A 24,224-nucleotide genomic window follows, 5' to 3' on the forward strand; every position below is an offset into this window, starting at 1 on the left:
GGGAATTGATAATGATAAGTGATAAAGCGCGGCTTCTTAATTGGATCAGAAATATGAAAAAATACGTATTATTCGGATTGCTATCCATTTGCACTTTTAACGTAGCAGCTGGTTTGGAGTTAGCGAAGACCTATCAAGATTGGGAACATTACGAGTCTAAGAGTTTTGATTCTGGAGAGGCTGTGATTCTTGGAGTATCGAGTGTTAAAAGTGATGGTAATGCAGAAACGGTCGCGTTGCGATGTACCACAGAAGGCGTGAATCTATTGTTTTTTAATGGAGTTTCAAGGCAAGAACCTGGCTATTCAGCAAAAGCTTCACTAAACAATGGTTCAGTATTCGATATGGATGTCTGGATTAAAGGTACAACACACTGGGCGACGGTACCGATAGGCCAACTTGAATCTTTTTACAGTGCTGACTCTTTAAGTGTTGAACTACAAGGGGATGAGCAAGAGGTAGAAAAGATCAATGTATCACTGAAAGGATTTAAAACCATGTATATGACATTGGTTCAAAGTTGCAAATAGCCAATCATTTCAGATAAATAGGCATATCAATACGCTTGGCATGCCTATTCAAAATTCAATGTTATCAACTCAAGTTCGATGAAGGCTAGCTTTGGGCCAGCTGTAAAATAAGCGTGGCTTTTAATCCGCCCATTGAGCTTTTTTCTAAGTTGAGCTCTCCTCGGTAGCTATGTGCCATTTCGTTAACTATGTTCAACCCCAACCCCGTACCCGGAGTCGTTTCATCTAAACGGACTCCCCGCTTAACTGCTTGGCTGAGTTTCTTTTGAGGGATACCCGGACCATCATCTTCTACTATAAGCTCGATTCGTCCCTCATTTAGCTGATTCGAATGGACTCGGATAATGCTGCTCGCCCATTTGTAACTGTTCTCGAGTAGGTTGCCGACCATTTCATCAAGGTCGGTTTTCTCTACCGCTACTTCAATCTCTGAGTCTAACTCGTTAATCATGGTGACTTCGTTAGCTGCGTAGACTTTATCAAACGCCATTGAGATAGCTTCAACACGCTCACAAGGTGAAGACTTCACCGAAAGAATGTTCATTGCACCAGCCATGCGCGCACGGCCAAGGTGATAATCTATTTGGTTCTGAATCTGATGAATGGGTTGTTGTAACAATGTTTTGTCATCGTCTGGAAGTCGCTCGATCTCATTTTTCAGAACTGAAAGCGGTGTTTTCAACGCGTGAGATAAGTTACCCGCGTGGTTACGAGCTCGCTCCAATAACTCTTGATAGTGGAAGAGCAGGGCATTGAGGTCAGAAACTAATGGAGAAACCTCTTTCGGGTAGTTGTCGCTTAACCCTTGTTGCTCGCCGTTTCTTAACATCACCAGTTCACGTTGCATCTTACTGAGTGGCAATAGCGACCAACTGACTTGAATACCAATCAACATCAGCACGCCCACAAACAACAGCATCAGAATCAACCAGACTTGACCTGTAAGCTCAGTCAGTGTGGATTCTAGTGGGTCTTCATCAATACCTATGGTGATCGTGACAGGATCGTTCAGTTCAGGCAGATAGATACCCTGCTCGATGTAAATCAGCTTTTCTTTCTCAGGCCCTTTGATTGAAGTATGAATCGGCGAACGCTTGATGGTGAGGTCTTTGTCCCATAGAGATCGAGATCGAATAATCTGGTCTTGGGTAGCAGCTCGCCAATAAATACCACTGTAGGGTTGGTTAAACCTAGGATCAGACAGGCGCTCTGCCATGATGAGGTTACCACTGTCATTGGTTTCGATATTGGCGGTTAACTCGTCCATGGTTAGGCTGAGCTGTTGCTTGACGTCATCGACCAAGTAATCGTTAACCAACTTAGGTATTCCGACGCCTGCCGCTAATATCATCGCACCTAGCCAAAAAGCCGCGGCGAGGAGCAAGCGGCTTTTTAGACTGACGTTTTTAAGTGTTCGTTTTTTTAGATTCATACGTTACCAGCCCGTCTTTGCTCATCTTGCTATGAGAACAACGACGATCAGCACAGGCTGTCCACTTAATTGATGGTTGTGCTTAAATTGACGATTGCTCTTAGCTTAATTAAATACAGCATTATTCAGCATTCAGTTGGTAGCCAAGGCCACGAACGGTTTTGATGATCTTTGGTGCGATTTTCTTACGAATACGACCGATGAAAACTTCAACCGTGTTTGAGTCGCGGTCGAAGTCTTGCTTGTAGATATGCTCAACCAACTCAGTGCGCGAGATAACTTTGTTTTGGTTATGCATGAAGTACGCGACAACTTTATATTCTAGCGCCGTGAGGCTAACTGCTTGACCTTGCCACAACACTTTAGAGCTGCGTGTGTCTAGGCTTAAATCACCAATTTGAAGTATAGGAGCAGCACTGCCTGACGCTCGGCGCAGTTGAGCTCGAATGCGGGCAATCAGCTCGACCATCTCAAATGGCTTAGTTAGGTAGTCATCAGCGCCTGCATTCAAACCTTCTACACGCTGCGTCAGCGTATCTCTAGCGCTCAAAATTACGACCGGTGTATTGATGTTTTCGTCTCGAATACCTTTCAATACGGTTAAGCCGTCCAGCTTAGGTAGACCTAAATCGAGAACAATAGCATCCCATTCTTCTGATGTTGCACGGTAGAGTGCGTCGATACCGTCTTGAGAAAGTTCTGGAACCCAGTCGGCTCCCTCAAGAGTTTCTAGAATTTGTTGGCCCAAGCGAGGTTCGTCTTCAACGACTAAAATTTTCATAATTGTTCTTCTTAATTCTTGTAATGACTGTTCGTTGTGCTTAATTGCTCGTCGTGATCAATGGTGTCTTTAAAGTTGCGGCTCTTATTTATTCACCGTGCTTAATGGCGTCTTTAAAGTTGCGGCCTTTAATCATGAGCATTTCTAACGTCTCAGCGTTGTATTCGACTTTGATGATGTTGTTTTGGTAATTGATTTTTAGTTCATACACCCAAATGTCGTCATCTTCTTCTAGCTCTACTTTAATAATTCGACCATGAAGATCGTTCTCAACGGCCGCATACATTTCCGAGAAAGGGCGAATATAGCCTTCGCGTACGGCTTCGTAGACTTCGTCTTGATCTTCTTCAAATTCGATACGGGTTCCCGCTTTATGGACATCTTGTACAAGATCATGACCGTTATGATCTGAGTCAGCCCACGCACTAGCGGCGACACATAAGCCTAAGCTTAAAGAAAACATAGAAATCATAACTTTACTAAACATAGCGAATCCTAGAGAAGGTTGATAGCGTTCAGTATAAAAAAGTAATTCTGAACAGAAAGTGAACCTGATGAATAATGAGATTTAGGTTCTCAAAAAGTGAGATGTTAACGTTGTTGAAGCTCGTCTTCGAATATCTTGTCTCTCATTTTCCAAAAACGCCCGACTTTACGCGCAATCACGAATTGAGGTGGGCGGAATCTATGTTGGTGAGCAACCACTTTCGTTGGTGAGGCTTCCTCAAAAGGGCGGTGTCTGTCTGCAAGGTGAGGGCGAACAAACTGGTCTTTGAAGTTCTGCTTCTGCTTTTTGGTGGTTAGTGACCAAAACTCATGCACTTGCGCTTGGTTTTCACCACGGTAAGTGACTTTAAGTTGCGACTTACCTTTGTCGTCCTTGAGAACGTTAAGATCCATCTCTAAACACTCAAACACCAACGCATCCTTTAGGTTTAACGCTTCCTTAAGTTTTTTATCTGGGTCGACTAAGGTGGCATCGCACTCATGACAAATACGTGCGGCAATGTCGTTGTCAGCGCCGCATTCACCGCAGTATTTGGCTCGGAAGCGATAATTACAGTGTTCGCGTTCGCCCGTGTCTTCATCGGTAAAGTAGCCTTGGCATTTACGGCCAAAATGCTCGAGCAAGAAGCCATTGCTGTCTAGCTTGCCCCAGAAGTTATTGTTGAAGCCGCATGCAGGGCAGGGGATGGTGATGATTTCACTGTCTGAGTCGGGTTTAGGGTCGCCCACTTCAGGTTGGTAAAGATCGTAACTGTTGCCAGCATAGTCGAGCACCAAACACTCTTTTTTACCCGGGGATAGGCGTAAGCCACGGCCAACGATTTGTTGATACAAACTGATGGACTCTGTCGGGCGCAAAATCGCGATTAAATCCACATGAGGCGCATCAAAACCTGTGGTTAATACCGATACGTTAACCAAGAACTTGATTTTACGTTCTTTGAAGTCACTGATGATTTGATCACGTTCGAGAGTTGGTGTGTCGCCGATTACGATCGATGATTCACCTTCGGGCAGTAAGCCAAGGATCTCTTGTGCGTGTCTAACAGTGGCAGCAAATACCATTATCCCTAACTTGTCTTTGGCCAGTTCAATGATCTGGTCGACAATTTGTGGGGTCGCACGTTTAGATTGCTCAATCACCATATCGAGTTCGGCTTCTTTGTAACGACCTGTACTTGCAGGTTTTAGCTGTGAGAAGTCATAGCTCAATACTGGCGCATCGATCATGCGTGCTGGTGTTAGAAAGCCTTCGTCCAACAAGTAGCGAATCGGCAACTCGAAAATACAATCTCTGAAAAACCTAGGCTCTTCAGATCGTACTTGTCCACGCGTGTGATACTGATAAAGCCAACCCATACCAAGACGATAAGGGGTCGCGGTTAGCCCAAGCACCTTGATCCCCGAATTATTCTCGCGTAAGTGAGTGATCACTTTTTGGTAGCTACTGGTCTTTTCATCGGGAACACGGTGGCATTCGTCGATAACCAACAGTGAAAATTGGTTAGAGAATGAATCGAGGTTGCGAACCACAGATTGAACCGAAGCGAACACCACTTGTTGGTCTGTCTCTTTTCGCCCTAAACCCGCAGAGAAAATTGAGCCTTTCAGCCCATAACCTTCATACTTTTCATGGTTTTGTTCGACCAACTCTTTAACGTGAGCGAGTACCAGCACTCGACCTTTTGCAAGCCTTGCTAGCTCTGCAATCACAAGGCTTTTTCCTGCGCCTGTAGGCAACACAAGAACAGCTGGAGTTTGGTGTTTTCTGAAGTAATGAATCACTGATTTTACAGAATCAGCTTGGTACGGGCGGAGTGTATACATATCGCGTCTTGTAGGGTAGAAAACAAATAGTGTGAAATAGCTCAACTAATTGAGCAAAGGTGACTATAATACCCGACTTAGATTAGTTGAGGTATTCATGCGTTTAGATAAATTTCTGTGCGATGCATTAGGCGTCACTCGAAGAGAAGCAACACACTTATTAAAATCCAAGGCAGTGACAGTAAATGATGTCATTCAAAAAAGCGGTTCACTCAAGGTAACTGAAGAGTGCATTGTGGAATGGCAAGGCAATGAACTGAATGTTCACGGCCCACGTTACATCATGCTTTATAAGCCAGAAGGCTTTGTTTGTTCGCATGAAGATGGCGCAAATCGTATCGCCTTTGAATTACTCGATGAAATCAAAATGGACAAGCTGCACTTTGCTGGTCGTCTAGATATTGATACGACGGGTCTTGTGTTGATTACCGATGATGGTAAGTGGTCTCACCGCATTACATCACCAAAGCACAAGTGCGAGAAGACGTACCGTGTGTGGTTGGTTGAACCTGTTGAAGACGATTACGTTGAAAAATTCAAAGAGGGCATCCAGCTTAAGAGCGAAGATGGCCTAACACTTCCAGCACACTTAGAAGTTCGTGCTGAGCGTGAAGTACTATTAACGATTCACGAAGGCAAATACCACCAAGTAAAACGTATGTTTGCGGCACTTGGTAATAAAGTTGAAGGGTTACACCGTGAGCGTATCGGTGAAATCGAGATGGATGAATCTTTGGAGTTGGGTGAATACCGTTACCTAACACAAGAAGAAGTCGACTCTATCTGGAAGTAATCTTTTCTGCCGTAGATGTGGCCGACCAAGGATAGCGTCGGCTGATTATTTTGACTGGTACTAGGACAGTTTCAGCCATTATTACTATATGTTCATGTATGTGTGCGCATATTCGTGTATCACCGTGCGTATTCGTATATTGCTGCGTGCATGCTCGTGCTCACATAGAACTTAGTACTTAGTCGGAGAGTTATGCAAACGTCTACCCAACAGACCCCAAGCTCACAACCACAAACTCCTCAGTTAGGTTGGATGCTATTTTTGGTTCTGGGTGCGATTGGTGCACTGACACCACTCGCCATCGATATGTACCTGCCTGCTATGCCAACGATCGCCAAAGATCTTGGCGTTACAGCGGGTGAAGTACAAATAACACTCACAGCGTACACCGCAGGTTTTGCATTAGGTCAGTTGTTACATGGTCCGTTAGCCGACAGTTATGGTCGCAAGCCTGTTCTACTGATTGGTGTATTCTTTTTTGCGGTCGCGTCTGTTGTGAGTGCGACGACTCATGGCATTGAAGCGTTAACGTTAGTTCGTACGGCTCAAGGTTTTGCAGGTGCTGCGGCAGCGGTTATTATCCAAGCGGTTGTGCGTGATATGTTCGACCGTGAAGATTTCGCAAGAACCATGTCGTTCGTTACCTTAGTGATGACGGTTGCACCACTTATCGCGCCGATGATTGGTGGTTACTTAGCATTGTGGTTCGGTTGGCGTTCAATCTTTTGGGTATTGGCTATTTTTGCGGTGATTGTCATTCTCGCGGTGATAATCAAAATTCCTGAGACATTGCCTGTCGATAATCGTCAACCATTGCGCTTTAAAACCACGATTCGTAATTACGCTCGTTTATGTAAAAACCCGACCGCTATGGGCTTGATTTTCTCGGGTGCGTTTTCGTTCTCTGGGATGTTTGCATTCTTAACCGCAGGCTCTTTTGTCTACATTGATGTCTATGGCGTACGTCCTGACCTGTTTGGTTACCTATTTGGTCTGAACATTGTTGCGATGATTCTGATGACGACAATCAATGGTCGAATCGTTAAGAAGGTCGGCTCTCATACCATGCTGAGAGCAGCGCTGGTCATCCAATTACTGGCTGGCGTAGGTTTACTTGTCGGTTGGGCATTGGATCTCGGGCTTTGGGGAATTGTGCCGTTTGTGATGCTATTTATTGGCACCATCTCTACTATTGGCAGTAACTCTATGGGTCTATTGCTCAGTGGTTATCCAAACATGGCAGGTACGGCTTCATCGCTTGCGGGAACATTAAGATTTGGTACTGGTTCTGTTGTTGGGGCTATCGTTGCGATGCTGCCAAGTGACAGTGCTGGGTCTATGGCTATGGTAATGGCTGCATGTGCAGTAATGTCAGCATTACTATATTGGACATTAGGAAAGAAGGCATAATGTCAAAATACTATATTGAAATTCAGAAGTTAGTGAATGATGCGCTAGGCGAGCTATACGCTCTACATAAGTCTGGCAAGGCCATTGATGCACCTATCGCGAACAATCTTTACCTTGTTCGATGGGTAACAAAGGCGATTAAATCTCAAGCTTATGATCGCGTGATTGTGCCTGACTTGGTTCGTTGGCAGAAACAGGGTCGCTCAAAAGGCAATAACTCTGATTTAACTTTTACCTTTAAACGTATTTCTGCGTTTTACGGGCGTTTTTTCCCTGAAGGCGAAGATCCTAAAGCGCTTAAAGACAGCGATGTTGAAGCGTTCATGGACAAAATGTACGAGATGGGTTGGAGCGTATCGAGTGAAGATGAGCTAACGACTGGCGGCAAGATTCAATTCTTCACCGATGGTGAGCACTCTTTTGCTTTGTGTGGAAAACAGTGTGACGACTCTTTCGACGGTGAGTTGATGGTTAAGCCGATGAACTGGTTTGTTCGTGGAAACCACGCAGAGTTCATTCAAGCGGCGATGGAAGCGGGTTTCATGCTTCACAAAGTAACGGACTATAAGTCTGCGGTGAAGTATCACGGTGAATACATCGTGTATCCTGCTAACCAAGGTAACCAGCTGGCTGAGATCCCAATTAGCGTTATTGGCTAGTAGCAGATTCGGGATACGAGATGAGAGATACGAAGAGCGGAATTATCCGCTCTTTTTTTGCTTCTCATAGCGCGTGTCGCAAATTTGCTGTTAAGTCTTTTCGCATCTCGACACTCGAATCTCGCATCTGCTTTTAATCTTTTCGCATCTCGACACCCGCATCTCGCATCTGCTCTTTAGCCTGCTTCTCAATCGCTTTAACCATGCCTTTAAAGATAAACAGGTGGGCTGGCATCATCGCAAACCAATACAGTAACCCTAGAAAGCCTTTTGGATGCCACCAAGCTGATATGTTCAGTTCACGTGAATCACCGTGGTCAGAGACGGTAATCTCGAGTCGCCCCAACCCTGGGCCTTTCATACCGAAAAGCAGGGATAAAAACTGATTCTCTTCACAGCGAATAACCTTCCAAGAGTCAATTTTGTCACCGACTTTTAGGGTCGGTCCTTCAGGCATTTGTCGAACCGGTACACCACCGCCAAAGAGAAGATCTAACCATTCGCGTGTGCGCCATAGAGCATTAGCAAAGAAGTAACCTTGCTTCGGGCTTCCTATTTGCTGAGCCACCTGCCAAAGGGATTCTAAAGATGCGCTTGAGGTAATACTTGCGCCAGTTTTCTTAGGATAATAGCCGTACCCAGCTTGCCAGCGTTTGAAGGCGGTCTTATCAAAGCCCCAAACATTACTTTTCACGAAGTTTCCTTCAGCGTGGATCGCTTGCTCAACCATATTTTCGAACGAGATAAGCTTCTGAGGGTACTTTTCTCTAATGATGGTCGAACTGGCAATAAAGTCATGCTTTAAGCCCGCAAGAAGCGCTCTGCCTATGTTGGACGGAACAGAAGTCACAACACCTAGCCAATATGACGCGATTGAGGGCGTGAGGAGTGACGTCGCCCAAAGCCTGAGTGGGCGATCGGCTGTTTTGGCAATGTGAGCAAATTGATTTCGATAAGAGACAATGTCTGGCCCGCCAACTTCGAAGGTTTGGCTTTCGCTAGGCGTGTCCTGTGCGAGTTTTAGCAGATAGTGGTTCAGGTTCTGCAAGGCAATAGGGTTGGCTTTAGAGTCGACCCATTTGGGTGCAATCATGATAGGTAAGTTGTACACGAAGTCTCGCATGATCTCGAACGCTGCAGAGCCTGGACCAATGATCACGCCTGCTTGCAGTTCAGTGACGGGGACTGGTCCTTTGCGTAGCAGTTCTCCGGTTTTCTTTCTCGCTTGAAGGTGTTCTGAATCACCCGTTTGCGGCTGAAGCGAACTCAGGTAGATGACGTGTTGATTCTTTGGCCCAAGAGCTGAAACAAAGTTACGTGCCAAATTCAGTTCATAATCAATAAAGTCGTGGCCTTCTGCCATCCCATGAACTAGAAAGAAGACAAGATCAAAGTCGGGGACTAATGCTTGTGTTGCGGCTTGATCTGCAAGATCAAGATACTCTAGTGACAAGTTGTCATGAGGTTCGGTTCGTGCCTTTAAATAGTCGATATGCCTTGCTGCAGCAGTGACTTGATAGCCTTGCTCGAGCAGGAGAGGGAGGAGCTGCGAACCAACATATCCAGAAGCGCCTAAAACCAGTACTTTCTTCATTGTTACTCCATTTATATCTGTGGTTAAAAACCGAACATTGATATAATAGCGCGATATTTATCTTTATTCATCAATACGTTCCGTTTAGGTATCTCTATGTTGCTCTCTTCAATTATTCATCACACTCGAGGTGATTTTGTTCGTAGGCTTATTGCGATTGCTTTGCCTATTGCTTTGCAGAGCATTATGTTTTCAAGCCGAGGCTTAGTCGATGTGTTGATGTTAGGTCAGCTTGGGGAAGCAGACATTGCGGCAGTGGGGGTTGCGAGCCGTGCAATGTTTGTGACGACCATTATGCTGGTGGGTGTCACTACGGGTGGCGCTTTGCTAACGGCTCAATATTGGGGCGCGGGTAACAAACAAGGTGTCAGAGAAAGTACCGCACTGACGTGGCTGGTTTCGACCCTGTTTGCGTTGCTGACCATTGTTTTCTTTGTTTCTTTCCCTGCGCAAATCATGGGTGTGACGACCGACTCTCAAGAAGTCATCAGCCTCGGCGTTGAATACATCGTCATCACCTCATTCAGCATGCTGGCGGTGTCGTGCGTCAGCAGTATGGCGGTAGGTTTGAGAGCGATGCATAAACCTGGGTTAAGCACTTTCTTCAGCGGTATCGGCATTCTGTCTAATGTGTTCTTAAACTGGGTGCTGATCTTCGGTAACTTGGGCTTTCCATCGCTTGGAATCAAAGGAGCAGCGATTGCGACGGTATTGAGCGGTGCCATTGAAGTGGCGACTTTATATGGCTACCTCTATTTCTCTAAACACCTATTAGCTTTTAAACTTTGTGATATCAAAGCGGCTGCAACCGTTGAGAAAGTCGTTCGCTTCTTGAAGTTGTCTTTGCCAACCACGTTTAATTTCTTAGCGTGGGCGGGTGGCTTGTTTGCTTACCACGCGATCATGGGACAATCGGGTGTTCAAGGTTTGGCTGCGCTTTCAGTCATGACGCCGGTTGAATCTATTTCATTGAGTTTATTGATTGGTCTATCTAATGCAGCAGCTGTTTTGGTGGGTAACCAACTTGGCGCGAAGAACAATGAAGCGGTTTATTATCAAGCATTAGGCTTAACGATTCTGTGCTTCTTAACCAGTATTGTTGTGGCGATTTTTCTCTATTTCGTCCAAATGCCAATATTGAATGCGTTCAGTGCGTTGACTGAAGAGACCAGAGCCCTCTCAGAGAAATTCATTCTAATTCTCAGCGTGGGTATTATTATTCGCTCGGTACCGTTGACTGTGATCGTTGGTGTGTTGAGAGCGGGTGGTGATGTGAAGTTCTGTCTCTATCAAGATTTGATTGCTCAGTGGGTGATTGGTATTCCACTGGCTGCGATTGCGGCTGTCTATTTAAAGTTTCCACCTGAGTGGGTGTATCTGCTTTTCCTCACCGAAGAAGTGATTAAGTGGGGTGGGTCGCTCTATCGCATGAAAACAAGAAAATGGATCAAAAACTTGATAGGAAGTTGAAGTAAGGCGCATCGATCGCATCACTTTATCGTTGGTGTGTGATCTATCTTTCAAAATACTTCCTCCTAACAGGGAATTAGTGTAGATTCTCCTTCCAAATTCTAACTAATGTGAGCTGTTTAATGTTAAAGCTGTCAGACCTATGTAAAGGCTATGTCGACGGGGGGGAATTTCACCCTGTTTTGCAAGGTGCTGAACTAACATTAAACCAAGGTGACCAGCTTGCACTAATGGGCGAAAGTGGCTCAGGTAAAAGTACATTACTGAATCTTATCGCGGGTTTAGACCTAGTAGACTCTGGCGAAATTGCTTTCCCAAACTTCAATATGCACGATTCGACAGAACGTAATCGCACCGCATATCGCCGAAATAATATTGGTCACATCTTCCAGCAATTCAACCTACTTCCAACGCTTAATATTGCTGACAATATTCGTTTTTGTCGCCAGTTAAAAGGCTTGCCTGAAGACAAAGGCCTCTGGCGACAGATTCTTTCTGCTTTAGACCTTATGCCTTTACTTGGACGTTACCCTGAAGAAGCGTCTGGTGGTCAACAACAACGCGCAGCGATTGCTCGTGCTCTGTACATGGAACCTAAAATTCTGTTAGCCGATGAACCGACGGGAAGTTTAGATGAGCGTAATGCAGAAGCGGTAATGCGTTTGCTGACCTCTTTGGCTCGCCAATTAGAATGCACTTTGTTGTTGGTGACACACAGTGAAAAAGTAGCACAGCACATGGACGGCAGAATCCGTCTACAAGGAGGGCAACTGCATGTTATGGCCCGTAGTTAAGGCACTACTCGGTCACTATCGACGCTACCCACTTCAGATTATTTTGGTATGGCTTGGTTTAACCCTTGGCGTATCACTTTTGGTTGGTGTTACTGCTATCAACCAACACGCCAAGCAAAGCTATGCGCATGGCGAAAAACTCTTTTCGAATCCTCTTCCTTATCGTATTCGACCAAAACACAACGCCAATAAAATCCCGCAAGGTTTTTATATCCAGCTTCGCCGTGAAGGCTTTCAACAGTGTTCTCCTTTTGACCACCATCGTATCACTGATGAAAATGGCGCGAACTTCATGCTTATCGGCATCGACCCTGTGTCTATGCTTCAGCTTCAGCCGGGTGTTGCGTTAAAAGATCTCACTACGTTAAACCTTATGAAGCCGCCATACCCAATCCTTGTGAGTGATGATCTCGCAGAACACATGGAATGGAATAACGGTGACTACATTCCTCTCATGGATGGTTCTGAGCTTGGTCCTATCGCTGTTGATCAAAAAAACCTGATTGATGGTACAAGGCTGATTGCAGATATCTCTTTGCTCAGAATGCTCAAACGCAGTGCTGGGCTGTCTGTGATTGCGTGTTCAGATATGTCACCTGAGAAGTTTGAGCGTCTTAAAAACATGCTGCCTAATGGTTTGACGATCTCTCGCAGCTCTAAAGCTGAGCTTGAGTCGCTGACCAGCGCGTTTCACTTAAATCTAAAAGCGATGGGTATGCTGTCGTTTGTGGTTGGCTTATTCATTTTCTATCAAGCGATGTCGCTGTCGTTTATTCAGCGCCAACCGTTAGTTGGAATCTTAAGACAGACGGGTGTGTCGGGTTGGCAACTGGCTAAAGCGCTTTGTTTAGAATTACTGTTATTGGTGGTATTGAGCTGGATCTGCGGCAATGTATTCGGTGTCATGTTGGCAAACCAACTGTTACCAGCGGTATCTTCAAGTTTAGGTGACTTATATGACGCCAACGTTGGATTAACTATCGACTGGAATTGGCGATGGAGCGGTTACAGCTTATTAATGGCATTGCTTGGTGCATTCCTAGCGTGTGCTTGGCCATTGGTTCGTCTGCTTCGTTCACAACCGATTCGTTTGACCTCTCGTTTATCTTTGATGCGCTTTGCTGGTACTGAATTCACTTGGCAGGCTTTGATTGGTTGTGGTTTCTTGGTTGCAGCTGTCGCTGTGTATCAAGCGCCTCAGACTCAAGAAACGGGTTTTGCGATTATCGCGCTGATGCTTGTTAGTGTGGCTCTTTTTACGCCGTTCTTGATGTGGAAGTTATTTAACAGCCTGTCTTATTCATTACGCTGGGTTCGTGCTCGTTGGTTCTTCGCGGATGCCGCTTCAAGCATGAGTTACCGTGGTGTGGCGACAATGGCGTTTATGTTGGCGCTAACCGCGAATATTGGTGTCGAAACCATGGTCGGTAGCTTTAGAGATACCACAGATAAATGGTTAACACAGCGCTTGGCGGCAGACCTTTACATCTACCCAACCAACAATGGTGCTGCTCGTATGAGTAACTGGCTGTCAGAACAGCCTGAAGTGGATTCTGTTTGGTGGCGTTGGGAGAAAGATGTTGCATCTCCAGTTGGCAGTATTCAAGTGGTCAGTACTGGGCCTTCTGAAGGTGAGCTAGAAGCGCTGACGATCAAATTAGGTATTCCTAATTACTGGTATCACTTACATCATTCTAAAGGTGTGTTGATCAGCGAATCGATGTCTCTCAAGTTGGGTATTCGCCCTGGTGACTACATTGATCTCTATGACAATCTTGGCTCTGGTTGGCAGGTTGTCGGTGTGTATTACGATTACGGTAACCCTTACCATCAAGTCATGATGTCGCATCGAAACTGGCTGTATGGATTTGCAGGGCGGGGCAATGTGGGCCTTGGCGTAATACTCAAAGATGATGTGAATTCAGTAGGGCTTCGAAGCCGCTTAGAAAGCGTATTCAGGCTTGGCTCGGAGCGTATTTTCGATAACAACAATATTCACAGCCAAGCGATGCGTGTGTTCGATAGAACGTTCGCGATTGCAGATACATTGGGCAACATCACACTAGTCATTGCAGTCTTCGGCATCTTCTTCGCAACGGTTGCGGGTGAAGTGTCTCGACAAAGGCATATTTCGTTACAGCGCTGTTTAGGTGTCTCAGCGAAAGAACTGATTCTGACCGGTAGCTTACAACTGTTTGTGTTCGGGCTTATTTCCTCCTTAATTGCTATTCCGCTCGGCTTAGCGTTGGCTAGTTTGATCGTTGATATCGTGATCAAGCAGTCTTTTGGGTGGTCACTCGAGTTGCAAGTGATTCCCTGGGACTATTTACAGACATTTGCGTGGGCTATGGCAGCATTGATGTTAGCTGGTGCTTTGCCAGTGATGAGAATGATTCGGAACACTCCGATGAAATCACTGAGGGATGCGCTTTAATATGCTTCAACGAAATGGCTTAACGAAATTCAGACACCGATTTGTCTCCTCTCTATTATTGATAGGTTTCTTTGGCACGATTTTAGGCGTCTGGGCATACTACTCTTACTTTGTTGATGTTGGCGAGAAAGGCGTGAACGAGGTCAACTCAGTGCTTGTAAGCGAGCACTTTAATGTATTCGAGCCTGTGTTACCTGACCGCAGCGTTTCGTTACCTCGAGACTTCCAATTCCACCCAGAATTTCAACACGAGTGGTGGCATTACTTTGCTTCTCTAAAAGGGGATGATGGCAAAAAGTACTCGGTTCAATGGAGCTTTTTCCGAATCGCGACTGACGAACGCGAGACGCCGGGGTGGCAAAGCCCACAGGTCTATATCTCAAATGTCGTGATCTCTTCTGATTCTAAGATTTGGAAAGAGCAACGCTTAGCGCGTGGCGGTATTGGCCAAGCGGGAATGACCAGTCGTCCATTTAGAATTTGGATTGATAACTGGAACTGGCGCGCCCTTGGCAACACACCATTTCCTGGTCGCCTTCAAGTGAAAACGGATACGTTTGGTCTTGAACTCGACACCATTGCGAAAGGGCCATATGTGCTCAACGGCGATAATGGTTACCAGAAAAAGCACGATTTATTGCCTGTCGCGTCTTATAACTTCAGCGCTCCATTTTTATCCCTAAGCGGTGTATTGAATCTGGACGGCGTTACCAAGGAAGTAGAAGGCACGGCTTGGGTGCATAAAGAGTGGGGCAGTGGCTTGCTCGGAGTGGGTCAACAAGGCTGGGATTGGTTCGTGTTTAATCTCGATGATGGTACAGCGTTGAGCATTAACCGTTACCGCCATAATCAACAACTGCCTTATGTTTTTGGAACATTGGCCACTCGTTCGGGCAAGGTGTATCAGTTAACGGACTCCGATATTTCTATCAAGCCTTTACAGAATACGACGCTACAGAATGGTAGAAGAATGCCGCTCCAATGGATTATTAACGTGCCACAGCACAATATTAACCTCACGACACGCATTAAACGCCGAGATATGTGGTTGCCATTTGTCATACCATATTGGGAAGGGCCAATTATGGCGAGCGGAAGTCATGAAGCGACAGGCTTTATGCAGTTAACTGGTTACTAAAAACACCTAAGGCTATCATTTGATAGCCTTTTTTGTGCTCATGATTTTTGTGAGCCCCTGATTAATTGTGCATACAGCCTTTGTGATCTCATCTATACTTATTTTATGGTGCATAACAACATTATGGAATATACGACGTATTGTTTAGTATTTGTAGGAAAAACCGAAGTTAAACATCCGAAGAAGTGATTATCTATCGATTACGCTTGGATATAAACTCATGGTTATTCTTTGTTATTCGTTTATTTAAATAATAAATATAAGGGCGAAATCATGACCGACGTCATCCGTGACTTCTTTAAAATGGAATCTGCTGGCGGCATCATACTAGTCATCGCTGCGGCGATCGCAATGTTTGTAGCAAACTCACCACTGAACGAAATGTACCAAGGCGTATTGCATAGTTACGTTCTTGGTATGTCTGTGTCTCACTGGATTAACGATGGCTTAATGGCTGTCTTCTTCCTTCTAATCGGCTTAGAAGTTAAGCGTGAACTTTTAGAAGGCGCATTAAAGTCTAAAGAGACAGCAATCTTCCCAGCTATTGCAGCTGTGGGTGGTATGCTAGCTCCTGCACTTATTTACGTGCTATTCAATTCAAGTAACCCTGAAGCGCTTCAGGGCTGGGCTATTCCAGCAGCAACAGATATCGCATTCGCATTGGGTATCATGGCTCTTCTTGGTAACCGAGTGCCGGTAAGCTTGAAGGTATTCTTACTAGCATTAGCAATTATCGATGACCTAGGTGTTGTTGTTATCATTGCACTGTTCTACTCAGGCGATCTATCGACGCTTGCACTAACGGTTGGCTTCATCGCAACGGGTGTGCTGTTCATGCTAAACAACAAGCATGTGACTAAGCTAAGTATTTACCTCATTGTCGGTGCAATTCTGTGGTTCGCAGTATTGAAGTCTGGTGTTCATGCAACATTGGCTGGTGTAGTTATTGGTTTTGCTATCCCACTGAAAGGCAATAAAGGGGAGCGTTCTCCACTGAAACATCTAGAACATGCTCTGCACCCATACGTCGCTTTTGCAATTTTGCCAATCTTCGCATTTGCAAACGCAGGTATCTCACTTGAAGGCATCTCAATTTCAAACCTTACAGGCATGTTACCGCTTGGTATCGCTATGGGTCTATTGGTTGGTAAGCCGCTGGGTATCTTCCTATTCAGCTGGGGCGCAGTGAAAACGGGTGTAGCTAAACTTCCTGAAGGTGTGAATTTCATGAACATCTTCGCGGTATCTGTGTTGTGTGGTATTGGCTTTACGATGTCTATCTTTATTTCATCACTAGCATTTGGTCCAACGAACGCAGACTTTGATACGCTCGCTCGATTAGGTATCCTGATGGGATCAACGACTGCAGCTATCTTAGGTTACTGCCTGCTAAGTATTTCTCTACCGAAGACTAAGCAACAAGAAGTAAAGCTATAATTGGTAAGTAAAAGCATAGTTGGTAAGTAAAACTATATTCGGTAGTAGGTTCACTTGATAGCGAGCCTACTCACTGAGTAACAAGTCAACTCCTGAGTAGCAAGAAGAGTCACAGAGTCATCCCTCGACTCATGTGACAACAAAGAACAAAAAAGCCGTGATGGGCAACCCCATCACGGCTTTCTTGATCTTGCTGTTAAGCTGTCTTTGTAAGATAACCCGTCTTATAGATTTAGTGACAATGTCACGTTATTTTTCTAGCGTGGTAAAAATGGTCCACTCTTCAACGATTTGTTCACTTAACCCAACCACGGTTGCCGTTACCTTACGGTTTAGTGCATGAGAAGTAGCATCATCCCCCTCGTTTTCTAGGCGTTCTTCACCATAACCGACAATTCTCACCCGATCTGGCTCTATACCATTCGACAGTAACTCATCTTGAACATTGTTCGCTCGTTTTTTTGATAAATCTAAGTTGTATTCGTTGGAACCCACTTTACTCGCGTAACCTTGTATTTCAATCGACGCACTTTTGTAAGTCTCAAGGAATTCAGCCATCGTGCTGATTTGATCAGAAAATATTGGGTTCACTTCAAATGAGTCATGAGCAAAGAGTATTTTTAACTGTCTGACTTCTTCTGCTCGAATCGTTTCACCACAACCGTCATTGTCGACTTGTGACGCTTCAGGCGTTCCTGGGCAGGTGTCTCGAGCGTTTACCACACCATCGTTGTCGTCGTCTTGCAGGTCTGCAATCTGTTCTGCTTCAGGTGTCTCGATGTAAGCCTCTTCCTGTTGGCTAGAACAGGCAAATAAAGTCATCGTTAATACGGGAAGTAATAAGTAAGTTACTTTCATCATTAATACTCCATAGCCGTTGTCCACTCTTCTGGAATATCAACCAGTAGAGCATTCAATAAAGAACCTGTTGCGTTCATTACACGGTATTTAGCGTACTGCTCAGAGTAATGGGCATCCAGATAATCTTTGCGGGCTTCAAATAGTTCGTTCTCAGTGTTGAGCAAGTCAAGCAGAGTACGTTTGCCTATTCGGTATTGTTTTTCATATGCGATAACGGTTTCCGAAGCTGAATCAACATGATCAGATAGGAAGTTCTTTTGTTGTAGCGTGAGATCTAAGGCGCTCCATGAAAGGCGAAGGCCTTCTTCTACTTGGCGATAAGCACGATCTCTCAGATCTTTTGCCTTGTTCAATTGGTAAGCAGCAGCTTCAGAATTAGCACTGTCAGTTCCACCGTTGTACAAGTTATATCGCATTCTCAGCATCGCGAGCGTTTCTTGACTTGAGCCTTCATCGCCACCTGCATCGTCACGCCATGACTGTGATGCCTCAATGGAGAAGGTAGGGTAGTTCACGCCTTTCGATTGTTTGTATTGGAAGTGCGCAGCGTCAACATCAGCTGCCGCGATTTTGATCACGGGGTGTTTGTCTAAGGCATCAACAATGGCGTCCGTTAACGACAAAGGAATTCTAGAAATATCAGCTCTTGGGTAAATTAAACCTAGGGGTTCTTGACCTACCACACGTCTAAATTGGGTATGTGTATCGATCAAATTATTCTGTGCAGCCAATAAGTTACCATGAGCTTTTGCAATCCTAGCTTCTACTTGTGACACATCCGCTGTTGAACCTATACCAGAATTAGCTCGTTTCTTAATATCTTTATAGATTTTTTTGTGTATTGAAAGGTTGCTTTCTGACAGTGCCAACACCTCAGTGGCTTTCACCGCGTCTAGATAGATTTGTGTCACCTCCAGCGCTTTGTCTTCGGCATCTGCGATCAATTGTAGACGAACCGACTCGGCTTCTGCGGCGGTACGATCAATGTCGTATAGAGTCGCGGAACCATCCCACAGCAATTGCGTGAGGGAAATCGTCGCTTCCTTTCTTGTTAGATCGGTATCGGGGCCGTTATTTGGTGCAGGATTTATGCCTTCGTAACCAATACCAGCATCAAGGTCGATACTGGGCTTGTACGCTCCTCCAGATGCATCATTACGTTTTTTCACGCTCGCATATTCGTTGAAGATGCTTTTTATCTCTGGATTCGTTGCCAAGGTAATAGCGACAGACTGTTCTAGAGTTTGAGCGGTGAGTGGTGGTGCAGCAACTAAGCAACACATGATGGATAATTTAAACAATTTCAAAGTAGCTCTCCTTCTACTTTCAATGTCTCATCCGTTTCCCAACCTACGTTTCCCGTTAGATTGAGAGAAGGGTATTAAACGAAGCTTAGGACATTTGCAAAAAAATGCGAAGTTTGTTGGTTTTTTTTTGAATGTAAGTCGCTATTGCTATTGACTAATTTGAAAATCGCCAGATTTACACGCTTCTAGTGAGTTGATTATCAATAGTGGCGCTACTAAATTTAGTGTAGGAAATAGCCACAGCGCAGAGTGGGATTGAATCCGCGTTTGGCATGTTCTGGGCAGAAGTGGGAATATGGATATGGGAAACATCAACCTAAATATACTAGGTCTTGCTAGCGGGAGTGTTGTGCTCGACGCTCAAGGCCAAGTTAGACGTTTGTCTCCGGGCGAACAACCAGCGGCTAGCGACGTAATTATCAGTTTTGATACTAGTGAAGAAAATGTGCCAAGTGTTTCTGCACGTTTTGTAGATAACCAGGGCCAACAAAATGCACTAGATACTGATGATGCGATCGCTCAAGTTCAGCGTGCTATTGAAGAAGGATTTGATCCAACGGAACTAGGAGATGAGTTTGACACTGCAGCTGGTGAGGAAGGCTCGAGTTTGACCAACAGCGGTAGGATTGAACGTACTGGGGCTGAAACTCAAGCTGCCACGAATTTTGAAACTGACGGGTTTGAGTCTCAAGGATTGTCAGAAACTCAAAGTATTGCTCTTTTTGATATCATCGCTTTTGCGCTTATTTCAGGTGAAACTAACGTTATTGAGTTTGAGCAGGATGAACCAATTGAAACCGGTGGCGCTTTAACCAGCGACGACCCGGACGTTACCTTTATTGGCAAAGAGGTCGCTGGAGACAATGACCTCGGTACCTTTGTCGTCAATGAGGATGGTACTTGGACCTTCGTAGCCAACAGTCCTTATGATGAACTTGCTGACGGAGAGCAAATTCAAGATACAACCACAGTACAAACTTCTGATGGAGGTGAGCAAGTCATTACAGTCACAATTATTGGTACTGATGATGCGGCTGTAGCCACTGATGATTCAGGCAGTGTGACTGAGGACATTGATGTCGATGACATCACCAACCAATTAGTGACGTCTGGTCAGATCGTGATTATAGACGTAGATAGCGACACTCCTACCTTTTCAGCTGATGGTGAGTTTAACCTCGTAGGTTCAACAAACGACTCACAACTTGGCGTATTGAGCATCGAACCTGATGGCGCTTGGACTTACGTAGTCAATAACGATGACGTGCAGTACCTAGACGACGATGAATTCGTGACAGAGGTTTATACCGTTACAGCCAGTGACGGTACCACGAGCGAAGTAACTATCACGATTAACGGTGCCGATGATCCATCGGATATAACCGTTGGCGAAGGTGATTCAGACACAGGTGAGGTGACGGAAGATGTCGATGTCGATCCAGAAAACAACGACTTGATGGCGACGGGAACACTGACGATTACCGATGTTGATGCTAACGATGTCGCGGCTTTTCAACCTAACGGAACGTTTAATCCTGAAGGTTCGACCAATGATACCGCGTTGGGTATGTTGACGATTACCGACGATGGCGAATGGACTTACGTGGTAGACAACGACAATGTGCAATATCTTGATGACGATGAGTTTGTCACCGAGGTTTATACCGTTACAGCCAGTGACGGTGCCACGAGCGAAGTAACCATCACCATCAACGGTGCCGATGACCCATCTGATATAACCGTTGGCGAAGGTGATTCAGACACAGGTGAAGTGACTGAGGATGTGGATGTTGACCAAGAGAGCAACAACTTAACAACCTCCGGAACGCTCACCATCACCGATGTAGACGACAACGACGTTGCTGCTTTTGAACCAAATGGTACGTTTAATCCAGAAGGTTCGACCAATGATACCGCGTTGGGTATGTTGACTATTACCGACGATGGTGAATGGACGTATATCGTCAACAACGATCTTGTGCAGTATTTAGATGACGACGAGACAGTCACCGAGGTTTACACGGTTACTGCGATTGACGGAACTACAAGTGAAGTGACTATCACCATCAATGGTGCCGATGATCCATCTGAGATCACCGTTGGTGAAGGTGACTCTGACATGGGTGAGGTGACGGAAGATGTCGATGTCGATCCAGAGAGCAACGACTTGATGGCGACGGGAACACTGACGATTACCGATGTTGATGCTAACGATGTCGCGGCTTTTGAACCAAATGGTACGTTGAATCCAGAAGGTTCGACCAATGATACCGCGTTGGGTATGTTGACGATTACCGACGATGGCGAATGGACGTATATCGTCAATAACGATGACGTGCAGTACTTAGACGACGATGAATTTGTCACCGAGGTTTACACGGTTACTGCGATTGATGGAACCACAAGTGAAGTGACCATCACCATTAACGGTGCTGATGATCCATCCGAAATTACTGTCGGGGAAGGTGACTCAGACATGAGTGAGGTGACGGAAGATGTCGATGTTGATCCGGAGAGTAACGACTTGATGGCGACGGGAACACTGACGATTACCGATGTTGATGCTAACGATGTTGCGGCTTTTCAACCTAACGGAACGTTTAATCCTGAAGGTTCGACCAATGATACTGCGTTGGGTATGTTGACGATTACCGACGATGGCGAATGGACTTACGTCGTAGACAACGACGATGTGCAATATCTTGATGACGATGAATTCGTCACCGAGGTTTACACTGTTACTGCGATTGACGGAACCACCAGCGAAGTAACCATCACCATCAACGGTGCTGATGATCCATCTGAGATCACCGTTGGTGAAGGTGACTCTGACATGGGTGAGGTGACGGAAGATGTCGATGTCGATCCAGAAAGCAACGACTTGATGGCGACGGGAACACTGACGATTACCGATGTTGATGCTAACGATGTCGCGGCTTTTCAACCTAACGGAACGTTTAATCCAGAAGGTTCGACCAATGACACCGCGTTGGGGATGTTGACCATTACCGACGATGGTGAATGGACGTATGTCGTCAACAACGATCTTGTGCAGTATTTAGATGACGACGAGACAGTCACAGAGGTTTACACGGTTACTGCGATTGATGGAACCACCAGTGAAGTGACTATTACCGTCAACGGCGCTGATGATCCATCCGAGATTACCGTTGGTGAAGGTGACTCTGACATGGGTGAGGTGACGGAAGATGTCGATGTCGATCCAGAAAGCAACGACTTGATGGCGACGGGAACACTGACGATTACCGATGTTGATGCTAACGATGTCGCGGCTTTTCAACCTAACGGAACGTTTAATCCTGAAGGTTCGACCAATGATACCGCGTTGGGTATGTTGACGATTACCGACGATGGCGAATGGACTTACGTCGTAGACAACGACGATGTGCAATATCTTGATGACGATGAATTCGTCACCGAGGTTTACACTGTTACTGCGATTGACGGAACCACCAGTGAAGTGACTATTACCATCAACGGTGCCGATGATCCATCCGAAATTACTGTCGGGGAAGGTGACTCAGACATAGGTGAGGTGACGGAAGATGTTAATGTCAATCCTGATACCAACGAACTCTCGGTTTCTGGTACTTTAACGATTACTGATGTCGATACCAGTGATATGCCGGCCTTTAAGCCTAATGGTGTGTTTAGCCCTATTGGGTCTACTTATGCACTTGCTTTGGGGATGTTAACGATTACTCCCGAGGGGGCATGGAGTTATGTCGTTGATAATGATGCCGTTCAATATCTCGGTGACGACGATACCGTTATTGAGAACTATGTGGTCACTGCAATTGATGGTGTTGAACATGTCATCGAAATAACGATCAATGGTGTCAACGATGCCCCTGAAGCAACAAGCTTTGTGGTGGTTAATGATGACGATGCCGTGATCCCAATTCTGTTCGACTCTGAAGATGGTGGCATGCCTGATTACATCTCAGATATAGAAGATGATCACAATGAGATACCTCTAAATGTTCGCATTAACACCTTGCCAACCAGTGGCACCCTTCTTTATACCGATGAAAATGGAGACACCAGGGAAATAGTGCAGTCCGATGTGGATAGTGGTGTGCTGTTTGTTCCAAACAATATTAGCTTTGTTGCTGGGCCTGGAGATCTGTTTGAAATGGGCTTCAGTGGCGATCCTGAGGACATGCCTGACCTTGTTGATGGCTTCTATAACTGGGGAGTGGCGGTATCTCCAACGGAAAGGCTGATCACCTTAGCTAACGGCAATACCATTACGATATCGATTGATGACAATAATGACAAACCCCTACAACAGTATCAAGGTGAGCAGCCTCATGTTGGTTATGGGATTGGTGATACTGATGGTAAAGGTATGAACATGCAGGAGACCTTGATCATCGACTTTACCAACAACCCACTTGAAGTTGTTCATTTTGGATTAGATGGTATGGGAGGAGAGTTCAATACCAATAGCAGTGTACATATTGAAGTTACTTACACCTTTGCTGACGGGACTACAGCTAGCGAGCAATACCAAAAAGACGAAGGCGATACAGGCAACCAGCAGATTCTGTACGAGTTCAGCTACTCGTCACCAAGTAATCCGATTGTTGGTATGGAGCTTTCATCTTCTGGTGGTAATTGGGAGCTGCGTTATGTCCAAGGCAACGAGGCAGTAACCGATGATCCTCAGTTTGACTATGTCGCAGTAGATTCAAGTGGCGCTGAAAGTACGGTCGAAACGGTGACAGTTGATACTGAAGAACCACAGCTATACAACGTGATCAGTGCTGCGAGTAACGAACCGCTGTTTGCTGCTGCTGGCAATGATTTATTGATTGGTGATAGTGAGGACAATATCTTTACTTGGTTAGACTCAGCGCTCGACAACGGTACAGACATCATTAAAGACTTTGAGCTTTATACCAATGGCTCTGGTGATTTGATCGACCTAAATGATCTGATTGAAGATCCACAAGACGAAACGCAAATGGCCGAGCTTCTTGATATGATCGAAGTGTCGGTCGATGGCGAAGACATCGCTTTGTCTATTCCAATCAATGGTGGAGGCGACGTTCAAACAATCGTGGTAGAAGGAATCACTACGGAAATGGGTGCTTCAGTTGACCTTGGTAATGATCTCGCAATATTGGGAGAGCTTATTAAAAACGATGCAGCCTAATGGGCATCGTGGAATGCTCCATGGCTTGACGTAATGAAAGCCCTCAGTTTCGGGGGCTTTTGCGCTCA

General features: G+C 45.4%; 17 protein-coding genes. 10 read left to right on the forward strand and 7 right to left on the reverse strand.

Annotated features, from left to right (window positions below; all coding sequences use genetic code 11):
• Positions 1-53: 53 nt before the first annotated feature.
• Positions 54-530, forward strand: coding sequence for a hypothetical protein (locus AC3CID_RS06040; RefSeq protein WP_171313499.1), 477 nt, complete (start codon positions 54-56; stop codon positions 528-530).
• 85 nt (positions 531-615) lie between these two features.
• Here the strand turns inward: AC3CID_RS06040 and AC3CID_RS06045 are convergent, their stop codons facing one another.
• The 4 genes from AC3CID_RS06045 to radD all read right to left on the reverse strand — a co-directional run bounded on the left by AC3CID_RS06045 (position 616) and on the right by radD (position 5,077).
• Positions 616-1,962: an ATP-binding protein gene (locus tag AC3CID_RS06045; RefSeq protein ID WP_146458207.1), complete on the reverse strand. Its 1,347-nt coding sequence runs from the start codon at positions 1,960-1,962 to the stop codon at positions 616-618.
• Between the two features lie 121 nt (positions 1,963-2,083).
• The gene (locus tag AC3CID_RS06050) at positions 2,084-2,743 is read right to left on the reverse strand and encodes a response regulator transcription factor (RefSeq protein WP_065112242.1); all 660 of its coding nucleotides are present in this window, start codon (positions 2,741-2,743) and stop codon (positions 2,084-2,086) included.
• Positions 2,744-2,831: 88 nt separating this feature from the next.
• A complete protein-coding gene (locus tag AC3CID_RS06055; RefSeq protein WP_004734667.1) occupies positions 2,832-3,230 on the reverse strand; it encodes a PepSY domain-containing protein in 399 nt (132 codons plus the stop codon).
• A 104-nt stretch (positions 3,231-3,334) separates the two neighbouring features.
• The gene (gene radD / locus AC3CID_RS06060) at positions 3,335-5,077 is read right to left on the reverse strand and encodes a DNA repair helicase RadD (protein WP_004734668.1); all 1,743 of its coding nucleotides are present in this window, start codon (positions 5,075-5,077) and stop codon (positions 3,335-3,337) included.
• A 97-nt stretch (positions 5,078-5,174) separates the two neighbouring features.
• Here radD and rsuA point away from each other — a divergent pair, with 97 nt between their 5' ends.
• From rsuA to AC3CID_RS06075, 3 genes are all read left to right on the forward strand, one after another.
• Positions 5,175-5,870, forward strand: a complete 696-nt coding sequence (gene rsuA / locus AC3CID_RS06065; protein ID WP_171307737.1) for a 16S rRNA pseudouridine(516) synthase RsuA — start codon at positions 5,175-5,177, stop codon at positions 5,868-5,870.
• Between the two features lie 192 nt (positions 5,871-6,062).
• Positions 6,063-7,280, forward strand: coding sequence for a Bcr/CflA family multidrug efflux MFS transporter (locus AC3CID_RS06070; protein WP_017079054.1), 1,218 nt, complete (start codon positions 6,063-6,065; stop codon positions 7,278-7,280).
• Positions 7,280-7,939 (forward strand): DUF2913 family protein, encoded by a 660-nt coding sequence (locus AC3CID_RS06075; protein ID WP_004734671.1) that lies wholly within the window; start codon positions 7,280-7,282, stop codon positions 7,937-7,939. Before AC3CID_RS06070 ends, AC3CID_RS06075 begins: the two co-directional genes overlap by 1 nt.
• Positions 7,940-8,072: 133 nt before the next feature.
• Here the strand turns inward: AC3CID_RS06075 and AC3CID_RS06080 are convergent, their stop codons facing one another.
• The gene (locus AC3CID_RS06080) at positions 8,073-9,533 is read right to left on the reverse strand and encodes a DUF2867 domain-containing protein (RefSeq protein WP_171327479.1); all 1,461 of its coding nucleotides are present in this window, start codon (positions 9,531-9,533) and stop codon (positions 8,073-8,075) included.
• A gap of 96 nt (positions 9,534-9,629) precedes the next feature.
• Between AC3CID_RS06080 and AC3CID_RS06085 the strand changes: the two genes are divergently transcribed.
• The 5 genes from AC3CID_RS06085 to nhaA all read left to right on the forward strand — a co-directional run bounded on the left by AC3CID_RS06085 (position 9,630) and on the right by nhaA (position 16,806).
• On the forward strand, positions 9,630-11,003 hold the full coding sequence (locus tag AC3CID_RS06085) for an MATE family efflux transporter (protein ID WP_488527092.1): 1,374 nt from the start codon (positions 9,630-9,632) through the stop codon (positions 11,001-11,003).
• 122 nt (positions 11,004-11,125) lie between these two features.
• Positions 11,126-11,797, forward strand: a complete 672-nt coding sequence (locus AC3CID_RS06090; RefSeq protein WP_004734674.1) for an ABC transporter ATP-binding protein — start codon at positions 11,126-11,128, stop codon at positions 11,795-11,797.
• The gene (locus AC3CID_RS06095) at positions 11,778-14,231 is read left to right on the forward strand and encodes an ABC transporter permease (RefSeq protein ID WP_065205488.1); all 2,454 of its coding nucleotides are present in this window, start codon (positions 11,778-11,780) and stop codon (positions 14,229-14,231) included. The genes AC3CID_RS06090 and AC3CID_RS06095 overlap by 20 nt, the downstream gene beginning before the upstream one ends.
• Positions 14,221-15,369, forward strand: coding sequence for a lipocalin-like domain-containing protein (locus tag AC3CID_RS06100; RefSeq protein ID WP_488527093.1), 1,149 nt, complete (start codon positions 14,221-14,223; stop codon positions 15,367-15,369). The genes AC3CID_RS06095 and AC3CID_RS06100 overlap by 11 nt, the downstream gene beginning before the upstream one ends.
• A gap of 273 nt (positions 15,370-15,642) precedes the next feature.
• A complete protein-coding gene (gene nhaA, locus AC3CID_RS06105; protein ID WP_054546583.1) occupies positions 15,643-16,806 on the forward strand; it encodes a Na+/H+ antiporter NhaA in 1,164 nt (387 codons plus the stop codon).
• A gap of 249 nt (positions 16,807-17,055) precedes the next feature.
• Here the strand turns inward: nhaA and AC3CID_RS06110 are convergent, their stop codons facing one another.
• Both AC3CID_RS06110 and AC3CID_RS06115 read right to left on the reverse strand, forming a co-directional pair.
• Positions 17,056-17,667, reverse strand: coding sequence for an OmpA family protein (locus AC3CID_RS06110; protein WP_065205487.1), 612 nt, complete (start codon positions 17,665-17,667; stop codon positions 17,056-17,058).
• Positions 17,667-18,974 (reverse strand): TolC family outer membrane protein, encoded by a 1,308-nt coding sequence (locus AC3CID_RS06115; RefSeq protein WP_114633277.1) that lies wholly within the window; start codon positions 18,972-18,974, stop codon positions 17,667-17,669. The genes AC3CID_RS06110 and AC3CID_RS06115 overlap by 1 nt, the downstream gene beginning before the upstream one ends.
• 301 nt (positions 18,975-19,275) lie before the next feature.
• Between AC3CID_RS06115 and AC3CID_RS06120 the strand changes: the two genes are divergently transcribed.
• Positions 19,276-24,156, forward strand: a complete 4,881-nt coding sequence (locus AC3CID_RS06120) for a VCBS domain-containing protein (RefSeq protein WP_488527094.1) — start codon at positions 19,276-19,278, stop codon at positions 24,154-24,156.
• Positions 24,157-24,224: the final 68 nt, after the last annotated feature.

It is taken from the genome of Vibrio sp. QJM3NY_21, assembly GCF_057785975.1.

Bases quoted from the DNA above. Each gene is read 5' to 3' on its own strand.
- AC3CID_RS06040 (WP_171313499.1), top strand. From the start codon at position 54: ATGAAAAAATACGTATTATTCGGATTGCTATCCATTTGCACTTTTAAC.
- AC3CID_RS06045 (WP_146458207.1), bottom strand. From the start codon at position 1,962: ATGAATCTAAAAAAACGAACACTTAAAAACGTCAGTCTAAAAAGCCGC.
- AC3CID_RS06050 (WP_065112242.1), bottom strand. From the start codon at position 2,743: ATGAAAATTTTAGTCGTTGAAGACGAACCTCGCTTGGGCCAACAAATT.
- AC3CID_RS06055 (WP_004734667.1), bottom strand. From the start codon at position 3,230: ATGTTTAGTAAAGTTATGATTTCTATGTTTTCTTTAAGCTTAGGCTTA.
- radD (WP_004734668.1), bottom strand. From the start codon at position 5,077: ATGTATACACTCCGCCCGTACCAAGCTGATTCTGTAAAATCAGTGATT.
- rsuA (WP_171307737.1), top strand. From the start codon at position 5,175: ATGCGTTTAGATAAATTTCTGTGCGATGCATTAGGCGTCACTCGAAGA.
- AC3CID_RS06070 (WP_017079054.1), top strand. From the start codon at position 6,063: ATGCAAACGTCTACCCAACAGACCCCAAGCTCACAACCACAAACTCCT.
- AC3CID_RS06075 (WP_004734671.1), top strand. From the start codon at position 7,280: ATGTCAAAATACTATATTGAAATTCAGAAGTTAGTGAATGATGCGCTA.
- AC3CID_RS06080 (WP_171327479.1), bottom strand. From the start codon at position 9,533: ATGAAGAAAGTACTGGTTTTAGGCGCTTCTGGATATGTTGGTTCGCAG.
- AC3CID_RS06085 (WP_488527092.1), top strand. From the start codon at position 9,630: ATGTTGCTCTCTTCAATTATTCATCACACTCGAGGTGATTTTGTTCGT.
- AC3CID_RS06090 (WP_004734674.1), top strand. From the start codon at position 11,126: ATGTTAAAGCTGTCAGACCTATGTAAAGGCTATGTCGACGGGGGGGAA.
- AC3CID_RS06095 (WP_065205488.1), top strand. From the start codon at position 11,778: ATGTTATGGCCCGTAGTTAAGGCACTACTCGGTCACTATCGACGCTAC.
- AC3CID_RS06100 (WP_488527093.1), top strand. From the start codon at position 14,221: ATGCGCTTTAATATGCTTCAACGAAATGGCTTAACGAAATTCAGACAC.
- nhaA (WP_054546583.1), top strand. From the start codon at position 15,643: ATGACCGACGTCATCCGTGACTTCTTTAAAATGGAATCTGCTGGCGGC.
- AC3CID_RS06110 (WP_065205487.1), bottom strand. From the start codon at position 17,667: ATGATGAAAGTAACTTACTTATTACTTCCCGTATTAACGATGACTTTA.
- AC3CID_RS06120 (WP_488527094.1), top strand. From the start codon at position 19,276: ATGGGAAACATCAACCTAAATATACTAGGTCTTGCTAGCGGGAGTGTT.